Source organism: Cellulosimicrobium cellulans (assembly GCF_001722485.1).
Lineage (GTDB): Bacteria > Actinomycetota > Actinomycetes > Actinomycetales > Cellulomonadaceae > Cellulosimicrobium > Cellulosimicrobium cellulans_A.
Genome location: NZ_LWGL01000091.1, coordinates 1 through 13,555 on the forward strand (window position 1 = coordinate 1; position 13,555 = coordinate 13,555).

The window sequence follows — 13,555 nt, forward strand, 5'->3', positions numbered from 1 at the left end:
TTCGTTCACTTCCTTAACAGTGGTTGACCACTTCACGCGCATCTCTGGGCTCCCGCATGGTTCGCCGCTATGGTGATCCGGTCCGACAACAACTCCAACGATGGAGAGCTACAACATGAACGCACGACGCGCGCCGCCTCCCACCCGGCCGGGCGCACGGGCGCCGAGCCCACCGCGAGCACGACCGCGTCCGCCTCGAGGCGCGCACCCGACCGCGTCGTGACGACGTGCGCCGGCGTCCCGTCCTCCACCGCGGGCACGAGGCGGACCGCCGGGTCGTCGAGCCGGACGTCGTCGGCGAGCTCGTCCACGTCGAGGCCGAGGTCGGTCGTCAGCCAGGCCGGCTCCGGCCGGCTCAGCAGCTCCTTGGACAGCGGCGGGCGGTCGTAGGGCGGGACGCCCTCGCCGCCGAGGAGCGTGATCGTGCCGGTGAAGCCGTGCCGCCGCAGCTCCGCGACCGTGCGCGCACCGGCCAGCCCGGCACCGACCACCACGACCGACGACGGAGCGGGTGCGGGAGACGGGAGCGGACGCGCGGGAGTCGGCATGGACGTCACGCTAGGCCACGGCGGTAGGCTTCCGGACGTGGAAGGGGGAGCAGCGTGAGCGACGTCACCGCGCGCGGCGCGGTCGCGGGCCGCTCCGCGCTCGTCCCCGCGTGGCACCACGTGCACGGCGACGGGACGCCGGACGAGCCGCAGCAGGCGCCGGGCGCCGACGAGGGCCGGGCGCCGGAGGTACCGCCCGTGCCCGAGCCCCGCGTGCGGCTCGCCGCCGGCGGCCAGCCGGCGATGTGGCTCGTCGTCGCCGGCGTCGCCCTCGCGACCGTCACGGCGCCGCTCCTCGGCGCCCGGGCGGCGTGCCTCGTGCTGGCGGGCGTCCTCGTCGTCGCCGGCCTGTGCCGTGCGGTGCTGCCCGGCCCCGGCCCGGTCGGCATCACGGTCCGCTCGCGCGGCCTCGACACGTTCTTCTTCCTCGCCCCAGCGGCCGCCATCGCGTTCCTCGCGCTGACGCTGAGCAACGACGTCTGACGCGGCACGGACGCGGCAACGCCGGAGGGCGCCGACCCGCTGTCGCGGACCGGCGCCCTCCGGCGTCGCTCTGCGGGTCAGACGCGCGGGGCCTGCGGGCCGTCCTCGTCGTCCGTCGCCGCCGTGCGCTGCTCGGCCGCCGGGGTCGCGGAGCGCTCGGCAGCAGGTGCCGCGGGCTCCTCGACGGGCGTGGCCTCGCCGGCCGGGACGTCGTCGCCCACGACGACCTGGTCCTCGCCGAGCAGGTCGTCGTGCGTCGGGGCGAACGCGAACGCGCGGTAGAACAGGCCCGCGATCGCGGCGCCGAGGAGCGGGCCCCAGAGGAACAGCTGCCAGAACTGCTCGAGCGCCCAGGGCTGCGCGAGGATCGCCGACGCGAGCGAGCGGGCCGGGTTGAGCGAGCCGTTCGTCACGGGCGAGGCGACGAGCAGCAGCGCGGTGAACGTCAGACCGATCGCGAACGGGGCGATGCCGCGCGTGCTCGCGCGCTTGTCGGTGACGCCGAGGACGACGCCGACGAACACCGCCGTGGCGACGACCTCGAGCAGCAGCGCGGAGGCGAACGAGAACTCGAGGTTGCCCGCCGTCAGGCCGGCGATGGGGGAGTGCTCGCCGAAGCCGTTCGCGGTGCTGGAGAACACCGCCGAGCGCGTCGCCTCGGAGATGAGCTGGTTCTGCGCCAGCCACTCGAGCTGCGCCTGCCCCTGCGGCGTCGTGGCCAGCAGCACGAGCGCGGCGAGCGCACCGCCGACGAACTGGGCCAGCCAGTAGGGCAGCACGTCGCGCCACGCGGTGCGCCCGCCGATCGCGGCGCCCAGCGTGACGGCCGGGTTGAAGTGCCCGCCCGAGACGTGGCCGACCGCGGCGATGACGCCGGCCAGCGCGACGCCGCCCGCGAACGCGACGGGCAGCACGATCCCGGCGTTGGTGAAGCGCAGGTACAGCGCCACGCCCACGATCGCGAGGACGAGGGCGAACGTGCCGAAGACCTCGGCGCCGAGACGGGCGAGGAGGCCGGGCTGGACGACGGCGACGGGCTCGGTCCGCGCGACGGTGACGTCCTCGGCGACGGAGCCGCCCGGCGCACCGGCAGCGGTGGTGTCCTGGGACATGATGATCCTGTCTGGTTCGGAAGGGCCCGTGCCCGCAGGCGCGATGCCGCGCTGACGGGCGACCGGGACGACGGCACGATGCCGGGACGCGGCACCTGTGCGCATCCTGCCACTGATCCCTGGACGTTGCGTGGGAATCAGGCATACGGACGCAGACCGGCCCCTGCGTCTCGTGGAGCGGACCTCGACGTCCTGAGCGGCGGACCGCTGCACGCCGCGGACCGCCCGAGAAGAGTCGCCCGAAAAGTATCTTGACGTCGAGAAGTCGAGTACCCTGGACGGCGGTCAGCACCGCCCCCGTGCGCGGCGGACGGACCTGCGCGACGCGCCGGTCGCCGTCCGGCCGGGGGTTCCAGTCACCGACAGTTGGAGCGATCTGCGCATGGGCAAGATCAAGGTCGTCAACCCGGTCGTCGAGCTCGACGGCGACGAGATGACGCGCATCATCTGGCAGTTCATCAAGGACCGCCTCATCCACCCCTACCTCGACGTCGACCTCAAGTACTACGACCTGTCGATCCAGAACCGCGACGCCACCGACGACCAGGTGACGATCGACGCGGCGAACGCGATCAAGCAGTACAACGTCGGCGTCAAGTGCGCGACGATCACCCCTGACGAGGCACGCGTCGAGGAGTTCGGCCTCAAGAAGATGTGGGTCTCGCCGAACGGCACGATCCGCAACATCCTCGGCGGCGTCGTCTTCCGCGAGCCGATCATCATCTCTAACATCCCGCGCCTCGTGCCCGGCTGGAACAAGCCGATCATCATCGGCCGTCACGCCCACGGCGACCAGTACAAGTCGACGAACTTCAAGGTCCCCGGCCCTGGCAAGATCACGATGTCGTTCGAGCCGGCCGACGGCTCGGAGCCGCAGAAGTTCGAGGTCGTGACCATGCCCGAGGAGGGCGGCGTCGCGATGGGCATGTACAACTTCAACGAGTCGATCCGCGACTTCGCGCGCGCCTCGTTCGCGTACGGCCTCCAGCGCAGCTACCCCGTGTACCTCTCCACGAAGAACACGATCCTCAAGGCCTACGACGGCCAGTTCAAGGACCTGTTCCAGGAGGTCTTCGACGCGGAGTTCAAGGACCAGTTCGAGGCTGCCGGCCTCACCTACGAGCACCGCCTCATCGACGACATGGTCGCCTCGGCCATGAAGTGGGAGGGCGGCTACGTCTGGGCCTGCAAGAACTACGACGGCGACGTCCAGTCCGACACCGTCGCGCAGGGCTTCGGCTCGCTCGGCCTCATGACGTCCGTCCTCATGACGCCCGACGGCAAGACCGTCGAGGCCGAGGCGGCGCACGGCACCGTGACGCGCCACTACCGCCAGCACCAGCAGGGCAAGCCGACGTCGACCAACCCGATCGCGTCGATCTTCGCCTGGACCCGCGGCCTCATGCACCGCGGCAAGCTCGACGGCACGCCCGAGGTCACGCAGTTCGCCGAGACCCTCGAGGACGTCGTCGTGAAGACGGTCGAGTCCGGCAAGATGACGAAGGACCTCGCGCTCCTCATCGGCCCGGACCAGGAGTGGCTGACGACGGAGGAGTTCCTCGCCGCCCTCGACGAGAACCTCAAGGCCCGCCTGGGCTGAGCCTCCGCTCCGACTCGAACGGCGGCGTCCCTCCGGGGGCGTCGCCGTTCGGCGTTCCTGGTTGCGGTAGGTGGTCGTGGTCGCCTCCGCGGGTCTCTCCGAGGAGGAGGGCGCGGGTCTACCATCCGGCCGCTCGTGCCTCGCGGCCTCCCGCCAGACCCGCCACGACCCGCGCCCTCCTCCTCTCCGGCCCCGCTCCCACGCGCGTCACCTCCGCGCCCATGGACGGGTAGCAGGCGGCGTCCTCCCGGAGGCGGCTTCCGAGCGCGCGGGCTGAGGCGTGCGGCCGTACGGGCTCGGTACGTGGGTCTCCGGACGACCGGGGCGAGGCGACGGCGGACGGGGCGGGATGCGTGCGAAGGGCGTCAGAGCCGCGCTCCAGGAAGGCGAGACGAGGGACCGAGGTGACGGCGCGGCAGCCCGAGCGCGTGTCCCGCCGCGTCCACCCAACCCGGCCACGACCGGCGACCACGGATCAACGCGACGGGGGCGCGCGGCGGCGGTGCCGAGGACGGGCTCTGTGGGAGAGTGTGCCCATGACCACACCCGTGAACGTGACGGTGACCGGCGCTGCCGGTCAGATCGGCTACGCGCTGCTGTTCCGCATCGCGTCGGGGCAGATGCTGGGGGCGGACACGCCCGTGCGGCTGCGCCTCCTGGAGATCCCGCAGGGCGTGAAGGCCGCCGAGGGGACGGCGATGGAGCTGGACGACTGCGCGTTCCCGCTGCTCGCCGGCATCGACATCTTCGACGACCCGAACGCGGCGTTCGAGGGCACGAACGTGGCGCTGCTCGTGGGGGCGCGGCCGCGCGGCCCGGGCATGGAGCGCGGTGACCTGCTCGCGGCGAACGGTGGCATCTTCAAGCCGCAGGGGCAGGCCATTAACGCGGGTGCGGCGGACGACGTGCGCGTCCTCGTGGTGGGCAACCCGGCGAACACGAACGCGCTGATCGCGGCGTCGAACGCGCCGGACGTGCCGAAGGACCGCTTCACGGCGATGACGCGACTGGACCACAACCGCGCGCTGACGCAGGTGGCGAAGCGTGCGGGCGTGCCGGTGGCGGACGTGCGCAAGGTGGCGATCTGGGGCAACCACTCGGCGACGCAGTACCCGGACGTGTTCCACGCGGAGGTCGCGGGTCGCCCGGGCGCGGAGCTCGCGGAGGACCGGGCGTGGCTGGAGCAGGACTTCATCCCGACGGTCGCGAAGCGCGGTGCGGCGATCATCGACGCGCGCGGGGCGTCGTCGGCGGCGTCGGCGGCGAACGCGGCGATCGACCACGTGCGCGACTGGGTGCACGGCACGCCGGAGGGCGACTGGACGAGCGCGGGCGTCGTGTCCGACGGGTCGTACGGCGTGCCCGCGGGCCTCATCTCGTCGTTCCCCGTGGTCTCGCGCGGCGGCGTGTGGGAGATCGTGCAGGGCCTCGAGGTCTCGGACTTCTCGCGGCAGCGCATCGACGCGTCGGTGGCCGAGCTGCAGGAGGAGCGCCAGGCCGTGGAGGAGCTGGGCCTGGTCTGAGCGAGCCGGACCGGTCGCGCCGGTCCGGAGCGGTCCCCGTCGAGCCCGGGGTCGCGCGCGGTCCTCACCGGACCGCGCGGGCCTCGGGCTCGTCCGCGTCCGGAGGGCCGTCCGGCGCCGGGGGCCGGGACCTTCGGGCACCGTTATGGTTTCGTGTCCCGAAACCAGTCGGTCCCAGTTGACTTCGAGTTCCGAACTCATGCATCCTCGTCGTCAGCGCGACCACCGGTGGTCGCGGAGCGGCCCGGAGCCGCGAGCGGGCGGACGACCCGCGACTCGACGACGAGAAGGAGCGCGACGATGCGACGTGTGACCATGGCCCGCTGGGGCGCGGTCGCGACGAGCTCGATGCTGGTGCTGGCGCTGGCCGCCTGCGGTGGCGAGGGAGCCGGCAGCGGCGACGGTGGGGCGGCCGGTGACGGCGGCGAGGACGTCAAGATCGGCGTGGCGATGCCCACGGAGACCTCGGAGCGGTGGATCGCCGACGGCGACGCCGTCAAGAGCGGTCTCGAGGAGCTCGGCTACGAGGTCGACCTGCAGTTTGCAGGCGACGACATCCCGACCCAGACCCAGCAGATCGACTCGATGATCACGGGCGGTGTCGACGTCCTCGTCATCGCCTCGATCGACGGCACGGCCCTGACGAGCCAGCTCGACGCGGCGGCTGCCGCCAACATCCCGGTCATCTCCTACGACCGGCTCATCCGCGACAGCGAGAACGTCGACTTCTACGTGACGTTCGACAACTACGCCGTCGGCGTCGCCCAGGCCACGGCCCTGCTCGCCGGCCTCGGCATCACCGACCGCGAGGGCGAGCCCACCGGCGAGGCCGCAGGCCCGTACAACATCGAGCTGTTCGCCGGTTCGCCCGACGACAACAACGCGTCGTTCTTCTTCCAGGGCGCCATGGACACGCTCGAGCCGTACATCGCCGACGGCACGATCACGATCCCGTCGGGCCAGACGGAGTTCGACCAGGTCGCGACCCTGCGCTGGTCGCAGGAGGCCGCCCAGAAGCGCATGGAGGACCTGCTCACCTCCACGTACTCCGGCGGCACGCAGCTGCACGGCGTGCTCTCGCCGTTCGACGGCATCTCGCGCGGCATCATCACGGCGCTCCAGGGCGTCGGCATGGGCCCGACGATCGCGGACGGCCTCCCGGTCGTCACCGGTCAGGACGCCGAGATCGCGTCGGTGAAGCTCATCGCCGACGGCGTGCAGTCCTCGACGATCTTCAAGGACACCCGCAAGCTCGCCGACCAGGCAGTCCTCGCCGCGCAGGCGTACGTCGAGGGCGAGGAGCCCGACGCGAACGACACCGAGACGTACGACAACGGCGTGAAGGTCGTCCCGTCGCACCTGCTCGAGGTCGACACGGTGTACTCCGAGGACATCGGCCCGCTCCTCGTCGAGTCCGGCTACTACACCCAGGACGAGGTCGACGCGGGCGTCACCGACTGACCCACCGTCCTCGACGGGCCCGGCGCCACGGGCGCCGGGCCCGTCCCCCGACCTGGAGTAAGGAACGCTCATGAGCGATCACATCCTCGAGATGCGGTCCATCACGAAGGAGTTCCCAGGCGTCAAGGCCCTCTCGGGGGTCGACCTGGAGGTCCGGCGCGGTGAGATCCACGCGATCTGCGGAGAGAACGGCGCGGGCAAGTCGACGCTGATGAAGGTGCTGTCGGGTGTCTACCCGCACGGCTCCTACGACGGCGAGATCCGCTACGAGGGCGAGACGGTGCGGTTCGGGTCGATCAACGACTCCGAGGCCAAGGGCATCGTCATCATCCACCAGGAGCTCGCGCTCGTCCCGTACCTGTCCGTCGCGGAGAACATCTTCCTCGGCAACGAGTCGCGCGGCTCGCTCGGCCTCATCGACTGGAACCGGGCGAACCACGACGCGGGCGAGCTCCTCGAGCGCATCGGCCTGCACGAGAACCCGACCACGCCGATCGGCCAGCTGGGCGTCGGCAAGCAGCAGCTCGTGGAGATCGCGAAGGCGCTCTCCAAGGAGGTCAGGCTGCTCATCCTCGACGAGCCGACCGCGGCGCTCAACGACAACGACTCCGAGCACCTGCTCGGCCTGCTGCGTCAGCTCCGGGCCGAGGGCATCACGTGCATCATCATCTCGCACAAGCTCAACGAGATCGCGGAGATCGCGGACCGCACGACGATCATCCGCGACGGCCGGACCGTCGAGACGATCGACATGGCGGACCCGGAGTCCACGCAGGACCGGATCATCCGCGGGATGGTCGGCCGCGACCTCAGCAGCCGCTACCCCGAGCGGGAGTCGACGATCGGCGACGAGGTGCTGCGGGTCGAGGACTGGACGGTGCTGCACCCCACGCAGTCCGGGCGGCGCGTCATCGACGGCGCGTCCTTCTCCGTGCGGGCGGGCGAGGTCGTCGGCATCGCGGGGCTCATGGGCGCCGGCCGCACCGAGCTGGCGATGAGCATCTTCGGGCAGACGTACGGACGCAAGGTGTCCGGCCGCGTCTACCTGCACGGCAAGGAGATCCAGACGCGCAGCGTCGCCGAGGCCATCGACAACGGGCTCGCGTACGCGACCGAGGACCGCAAGACGTACGGCCTCAACCTCATCGACGACGTCCGCCACAACATCACCGCGGCGGGGCTCGGCAAGCTCGCGCGGCGCGGCTGGGTCGACGGCAACGAGGAGCTCAAGGTCGCCGACGAGTACCGCCAGGACCTCAACATCAAGACGCCGACGGTCATGTCGGTCGTGGGCCAGCTGTCGGGCGGCAACCAGCAGAAGGTCGTGCTGTCCAAGTGGCTGTACACCGACCCTGAGGTGCTCATCCTCGACGAGCCGACGCGCGGCATCGACGTCGGCGCCAAGTACGAGATCTACGTGCTCATCAACCGCATGGTCGCCGCCGGCCGTGCCGTGGTCGTCATCTCCTCCGAGCTCCCCGAGCTGCTCGGGATCTGCGACCGCATCTACACGCTCTCCGCCGGCCGCATGACGGGCCAGGTGCCGGTGGCCGAGGCCACCCAGGAGAGCCTCATGGAACTCATGACCCTCGACCGGCCGGACGCGCTCGACGACGAGACCGTCGTCGACGGAGCCCCGGCGAACCACACAGCGAAGGAAGGCGTGGTATGACCGCCCTGGCCGGACTCCGGGAGATGGCGAGCAGGAACCTGCGGCAGAGCGGCATCGTCGTCGCGTTCGTCGCGATCGTGGTCCTGTTCGCGGTGCTGAACCAGAACTTCCTCAGCCCCGGGAACCTCACCAACATCATCCTGCAGTACTCCTACATCCTGATCCTGGCGATCGGGATGCTCATGATCATCGTCGCCGGGCACATCGACCTGTCCGTCGGCTCGGTGGTCGCCCTCACGGGAGCCGTGTCAGCGGTGCTCGTGATCCGCAACGGGCTCCCGTGGTGGGTCGGCGTCCTGGCCGCGCTCGGCGTCGGCCTCCTGGTCGGCGTGTGGCAGGGCTTCTGGGTCGCCTACGTGGGCATCCCCGGCTTCATCGTGACGCTCGCGGGCATGCTCCTGTTCCGCGGCCTGACCTACCAGGTGCTCGACAACGTCTCCCTGTCGCCGTTCGGCGGCGCGTACTACGACGTCGCGAACGGCTTCCAGAACGGCCTGCTCGGCGGGTACGGGGTCGACGTCTTCACGCTCGTCATCTTCGGGATCGCCGTCGTCGGCTACGCGGTGAGCCAGTGGCGCGCGCGGCGCGGCAAGATCGCGTACAAGCAGTCGGTCGAGAGCATGCCGCTGTTCGTGCTGAAGATCGTCGTCATCGCGGCCATCGTCATGTGGTTCGGCTACCAGCTCGCGCAGAGCCGCGGCCTGCCGAACATCCTCATCCTGCTCGCCGTGCTGATCCTCGTGTACTCGCTCGTCATGCAGAAGACGGTGTTCGGGCGCCACATCTACGCGATCGGCGGCAACCTCAACGCCGCGCAGCTGTCGGGCGTGAAGGTCCGTCGCGTGAACTTCTGGGTCTTCGTCAACATGGGTGTGCTCGCCTCGGTCGCGGGCATCGTCTACTCCTCGCGCATGAACGGTGCCCAGCCGGGCGCCGGCAACATGTTCGAGCTCGACGCGATCGCCGCGTGCTTCATCGGCGGCGCCTCGACGACGGGCGGCGTCGGCCGCATCACCGGTGCCATGGTCGGTGGCCTGATCATGGCCGTGATGTCGAACGGCATGCAGCTCATGGGCGTGCCGCAGTCGACGCAGCAGGTCGTCAAGGGCCTCGTGCTCCTCCTGGCCGTCGCGTTCGACGTCTACAACAAGCGCCGCGCGTCCGCGCTGCGCTGAGCCGGAGGGCCTCGGGCCCCCGCTCGTCCCTTCCGGCCCGGCCGGGTCCGCGCACCGCGGGCCCGGCCGGGCCGTCCGGATAGACTCCCCGCGTGAGAGGACGGCGTGCCATGTCCGGGTCGCAGTCCTCGTTGCGGGAGGCGAACCGCGCGGCGGTGCTCGACGCCGTCAAGCGCCACGGCGGGCTGACGCAGGTCGAGCTGACGGGCGCCACCGGCCTGTCGGCCGCGACCGTCTCGACGATCGTCAAGGAGCTCGTCGCCACCGGCCTGGTCGCGGTGCGCAGCACGACGCGGTCGGGCCGCCGCGCGCAGCTCGTGACCCTCGCGCACCGTCTCGGGATCGCGGTGGGCGTCGAGATCGGCCACCGGCAGCTGCGCGTCGCCGTCGCCGACGCGTCGCACGAGATCCTCGCCGAGCAGGCGATGCCGCTGCCGTCCGAGCACCGCGCGGACACCACGCTGGACCGGGCCGCGCTGCTCGTCGTCGAGCTGACCGAGCGGCTGGGGCGCGGGCTCGACGAGGTCGTGGGGGTAGGCGTGGCGGTCCCCGCGCCGGTCGACCCGCACACCGGCCTCGTGACGGCGCCCGGCGTGCTGCGCGGCTGGGACGGCGTCGCGGTCGCCCAGGTCCTGGAGAAGCGCATCGGCCGGCCCGTGTTCGCCGACAACGACGCGAACCTCGGGGCGCTCGCCGAGAGCACGGTCGGGGCGGCGAAGGACTGCTACGACGCGCTGTACGTGCGCGTCTCGCACGGCACCGGGGCGGGTATCGTCCTCGGGGGACGCGTGCTGCGCGGCGTCGCCGGGACGGCCGGTGAGATCGGCCACGTGCTCGTCGACCCGGCCGGCGCGATCTGCCGCTGCGGGAGCCGGGGCTGCCTCGACACGGTCGTCGGCGGGCCCGCGTTCCTCGAGCCCCTGCGCACGAGCCACGGGCCCCTCACGCTGCGCGACGTCGTCGTGCGGGCGACCGAGGGCGACGCGGGCTGCGCGCGGGTGGTCGCGGACGCCGGCGCCGTCGTCGGCCGGGTGGTGGCCGACCTCGCGACGGCCGTGACGCCGCAGCGCGTCGTCGTGGGCGGCGAGCTCGCCGAGACGGGCGACGTACTCCTCAACCCGCTGCGCGAGGCGCTGCGCCGCAGGGCGCTCCTCAGCGTCCCGGAGCCGCTCGAGGTCGTGCCCTCCGCGCTCGGCCCGCGCGCCGAGCTCGTCGGCGCGCTCGTCCTCGCGCTGCAGTCCACCGACCTCGTGCCGACGGCGGGTATGGTTCCGGTCGACCTCCCTCGTGGGCCGCACGAGGACACCGTGGGAAGGACCCCATGAGCCGCGACCGCACCCCGCTCCTCGCGCTGCGCCAGGTCGCCAAGCGGTTCGGTGCCGTCGAGGCGCTCGTCGGCGTCGACCTGGAGATCCGCGCCGGCGAGGTCGTGGCCCTCGTCGGCGACAACGGCGCGGGCAAGTCGACGGTGGCGAAGATCGTCGCGGGCGTGCTGACCCCCGACGCGGGGCTCGTCGAGATCGACGGCGTCCCCGTGACGATCGGCTCGCCGTCGGCGGCGAACCAGCTGGGGATCGCGACGGTGTTCCAGGACCTCGCGCTGTCGGAGAACCTCGACGTCACGCAGAACGTCTTCCTCGGGCGCGAGCTGCGCACGCGCCAGGGCTTCCTGCGCGACCTCGAGATGGAGCGCGTGACGCGCCAGATCCTGCAGACGCTCACGGTGCGCGTGCCGTCGGTGCGGACGCCGCTGCGCGCCCTGTCGGGAGGTCAGCGCCAGGCGGTCGCCATCGCGCGCACGCTCGTCGGCGAGCCTCGCGTCGTCGTCCTCGACGAGCCGACGGCGGCGCTGTCCGTCGCGCAGACCGCCGAGGTGCTCACCCACATCCAGCGGCTGCGCGACATGGGGCTCGGCGTGATGCTCATCAGCCACAACATGACCGACGTGCGCGCCGTCTCGGACCGCATCGAGGTCCTGCGCCACGGGCGCAACAACGGCTCGTTCGAGGCGACCGCCTCGCACGAGGCGATCCTCGCCGCCATCACCGGCGCCGCCTGACTCCGCTGCGGGGCGCCCCGCGGCCCGCGCCGGGGCGGCCCGAAAATCGGTACGAGAACGGCCGGACCGGGCCTAGGGTCGACGAGCCATGATCGACGCTCCTGCCGGCACCCAGGACCCGACCGCCCCGCGCACCGCGACGGCGGTCGCGTCCGCGCCCCCCGAGGACCCGGCCCGCCGGCTCGACTGGCGTCGGCTGCGTGGCCCGCTGGCCGTGGTCGCCCTGCTGGCGCTCGCCGTCGGCGCCGTCGGCACGGCCCTGGGGACGGTCGTCGCCGGGTGGCTCGCCGAGGACCCCACCGTCGCGACGCTGCAGCTGCTCGCGGCGTTGATCGTCGGGGCCGCGCTGCTCGACACGGTCGGCCAGGTCGTGTGGGCGGGCGTCGTGGACCGTGCCGAGGGACGGCTCCGTGGCGACCTGCTCACCGCGGCGCTGCACCAGCCGCTGGCCACCCTCACCGAGCAGGCGGTCGGGGAGGTCCTCGACCGCGTCGACGACGACACGCACGCCGTCGGCACGCTCGTGCGCCGGCAGCTGTGGGGCGCCGGGCGCACGCTCGTCGGCGTGGTCCCGATGTGGGTCGTCGCGGGGCTGACGTGGTGGCCCGCGTGGGCGCTGTTCCCCGTCCTCGGGCTCCTCGCATGGTTCCTCGTCCGCCCGATGCTGGGTGAGATCGCGCGGCGCAAGGTCGTCGAGGAGGTGGCGTGGACGGACCACGCCGCGGCGTTCGAGGAGGCCGTGGCCGCGCGCGACGACCTGCGGACCAGCCTCGGGCAGGAGTTCGCCGTGAGCCGTCTGGCGCAGCGGTCGGCCGAGGTGCACCGGCGGTTCGCCGCGGTCGTGACGGTGGAGTCGCGCATGCTGCGGCGCGCGGGCCTGGTGCTCGCGTCGCTCCTCGCCGGCGTCGCCCTGGCCGGCGCCGCGCTCGCCGCCGACGGCGACCTGCCCGTCGACCGGCTCGTGACCCTGTTCCTCGTCACCGCGCTGTTCGTCGGCCAGACGGACAACCTCGTCCACCACCTGCCCGACATCCAGGAGGGCCTGGGCGCGATCACTCGCATCCGGCAGATGCTCGCCGTCCCGCCCGAGCCCGCCGGTGGCCGCGCCGTGCCCGACGGCCCGGTCGGGATCGAGCTGCGCGACGTGCGCTTCGCCTACGCCGAGGGCACGTTCGCCCTCGACGGCGTGAGCCTGCGCGTGCCGGCGGGGGAGACGCTGGCCCTCGTCGGGCGCACCGGCTCGGGCAAGTCGACGCTCGCCTCGCTCCTGTCGCGCGCGGTCGAGCCCGACCCCGGCCAGGTGTTCCTCGGCGGCGTCGACGTGCGCGACCTCGACCTGCAGGCGCTGCGGGCGGCCGTCGGCGTCGTGACGCAGCGGACCGAGATCCTCGCGGGCACGCTCGCCGAGAACGTCGCGCTGTTCGCGGACGTACCGCGCGCCGACGTCGAGGCGGCCGTGCGCGAGCTGCGCCTCGACGACTGGGTCGCCGGCCTCCCGGACGGTCTCGACACGCTCCTCGGCCCGGGCGGGACGTCGCTGTCCGCGGGCGAGGAGCAGCTCGTCGCCTTCGCGCGCCTGCTCGTGCGCGACGTCCAGGTCGTCGTGCTCGACGAGGCCACGGCCCGCATGGACCCGCTCACGGAGTCACGCGTCGTCGCCGCGTCGGAACGGTTGCTCGCCGGGCGCACCGGCGTCCTCGTGGCCCACCGCCTGACGACGATCGAGCGCGCCGGGCTCGTCGCCGTCCTCGAGCGCGGGCGGGTCGTCCAGCACGGCGCGCGGGCCGAGCTCGCCGATGTGCCGGGACCGTACCGGAGCCTCGTCGAGGCGAGCGCCGCGCACGACGGCGCGCTCGACGACGCTGCCGGCGTCGCCACGCCGACGCCCTCGCGCGACAGCACCGCGCCGACGTCCGAGGGGG

General features: G+C 72.4%; 11 protein-coding genes. 9 read left to right on the forward strand and 2 right to left on the reverse strand.

Translation table 11 applies throughout. The annotated features are described in order from the left end of the window. Positions 1–32 precede the first annotated feature (32 nt). Positions 33–548 (reverse strand): FAD-dependent oxidoreductase, encoded by a 516-nt coding sequence (locus JZ5iCDA_RS10990; RefSeq protein ID WP_083259901.1) that lies wholly within the window; start codon positions 546–548, stop codon positions 33–35. Positions 549–602: 54 nt separating this feature from the next. On the opposite strand from JZ5iCDA_RS10990, the gene JZ5iCDA_RS10995 reads away from it, so the two are divergent. Then, positions 603–1,031, forward strand: coding sequence for a DUF3017 domain-containing protein (locus JZ5iCDA_RS10995; RefSeq protein WP_069387216.1), 429 nt, complete (start codon positions 603–605; stop codon positions 1,029–1,031). A gap of 77 nt (positions 1,032–1,108) precedes the next feature. On the opposite strand, the gene JZ5iCDA_RS11000 is transcribed toward JZ5iCDA_RS10995, so the two are convergent. After that, positions 1,109–2,143 (reverse strand): MIP/aquaporin family protein, encoded by a 1,035-nt coding sequence (locus tag JZ5iCDA_RS11000; protein ID WP_069387217.1) that lies wholly within the window; start codon positions 2,141–2,143, stop codon positions 1,109–1,111. Between the two features lie 382 nt (positions 2,144–2,525). On the opposite strand from JZ5iCDA_RS11000, the gene JZ5iCDA_RS11005 reads away from it, so the two are divergent. The 8 genes from JZ5iCDA_RS11005 to JZ5iCDA_RS11040 form a co-directional block, all read left to right on the forward strand. After that, positions 2,526–3,743: an NADP-dependent isocitrate dehydrogenase gene (locus tag JZ5iCDA_RS11005; RefSeq protein ID WP_069387218.1), complete on the forward strand. Its 1,218-nt coding sequence runs from the start codon at positions 2,526–2,528 to the stop codon at positions 3,741–3,743. 536 nt (positions 3,744–4,279) lie between these two features. After that, a complete protein-coding gene (locus JZ5iCDA_RS11010; RefSeq protein WP_069387219.1) occupies positions 4,280–5,266 on the forward strand; it encodes a malate dehydrogenase in 987 nt (328 codons plus the stop codon). A gap of 300 nt (positions 5,267–5,566) precedes the next feature. After that, the gene (chvE, locus tag JZ5iCDA_RS11015) at positions 5,567–6,727 is read left to right on the forward strand and encodes a multiple monosaccharide ABC transporter substrate-binding protein (RefSeq protein ID WP_083259900.1); all 1,161 of its coding nucleotides are present in this window, start codon (positions 5,567–5,569) and stop codon (positions 6,725–6,727) included. A gap of 70 nt (positions 6,728–6,797) precedes the next feature. After that, positions 6,798–8,399, forward strand: a complete 1,602-nt coding sequence (gene mmsA, locus JZ5iCDA_RS11020) for a multiple monosaccharide ABC transporter ATP-binding protein (protein WP_069387221.1) — start codon at positions 6,798–6,800, stop codon at positions 8,397–8,399. After that, positions 8,396–9,574, forward strand: coding sequence for a multiple monosaccharide ABC transporter permease (gene mmsB, locus JZ5iCDA_RS11025; RefSeq protein ID WP_069387222.1), 1,179 nt, complete (start codon positions 8,396–8,398; stop codon positions 9,572–9,574). Before mmsA ends, mmsB begins: the two co-directional genes overlap by 4 nt. Before the next feature lie 92 nt (positions 9,575–9,666). Next, entirely contained in the window at positions 9,667–10,899 is a 1,233-nt protein-coding gene (locus JZ5iCDA_RS11030) for an ROK family transcriptional regulator (RefSeq protein ID WP_436967401.1), read from the forward strand. Further along, on the forward strand, positions 10,896–11,633 hold the full coding sequence (locus JZ5iCDA_RS11035) for an ATP-binding cassette domain-containing protein (RefSeq protein ID WP_069387224.1): 738 nt from the start codon (positions 10,896–10,898) through the stop codon (positions 11,631–11,633). Before JZ5iCDA_RS11030 ends, JZ5iCDA_RS11035 begins: the two co-directional genes overlap by 4 nt. Positions 11,634–11,721: 88 nt before the next feature. Further along, the coding region (locus JZ5iCDA_RS11040) for an ABC transporter ATP-binding protein (RefSeq protein WP_139123072.1) at positions 11,722–13,555 on the forward strand (1,834 nt) is incomplete at its 3' end.

Bases quoted from the DNA above. Each gene is read 5' to 3' on its own strand.
- JZ5iCDA_RS10990 (WP_083259901.1), bottom strand. From the start codon at position 548: ATGCCGACTCCCGCGCGTCCGCTCCCGTCTCCCGCACCCGCTCCGTCG.
- JZ5iCDA_RS11000 (WP_069387217.1), bottom strand. From the start codon at position 2,143: ATGTCCCAGGACACCACCGCTGCCGGTGCGCCGGGCGGCTCCGTCGCC.
- JZ5iCDA_RS11005 (WP_069387218.1), top strand. From the start codon at position 2,526: ATGGGCAAGATCAAGGTCGTCAACCCGGTCGTCGAGCTCGACGGCGAC.
- JZ5iCDA_RS11010 (WP_069387219.1), top strand. From the start codon at position 4,280: ATGACCACACCCGTGAACGTGACGGTGACCGGCGCTGCCGGTCAGATC.
- chvE (WP_083259900.1), top strand. From the start codon at position 5,567: ATGCGACGTGTGACCATGGCCCGCTGGGGCGCGGTCGCGACGAGCTCG.
- mmsA (WP_069387221.1), top strand. From the start codon at position 6,798: ATGAGCGATCACATCCTCGAGATGCGGTCCATCACGAAGGAGTTCCCA.
- mmsB (WP_069387222.1), top strand. From the start codon at position 8,396: ATGACCGCCCTGGCCGGACTCCGGGAGATGGCGAGCAGGAACCTGCGG.
- JZ5iCDA_RS11035 (WP_069387224.1), top strand. From the start codon at position 10,896: ATGAGCCGCGACCGCACCCCGCTCCTCGCGCTGCGCCAGGTCGCCAAG.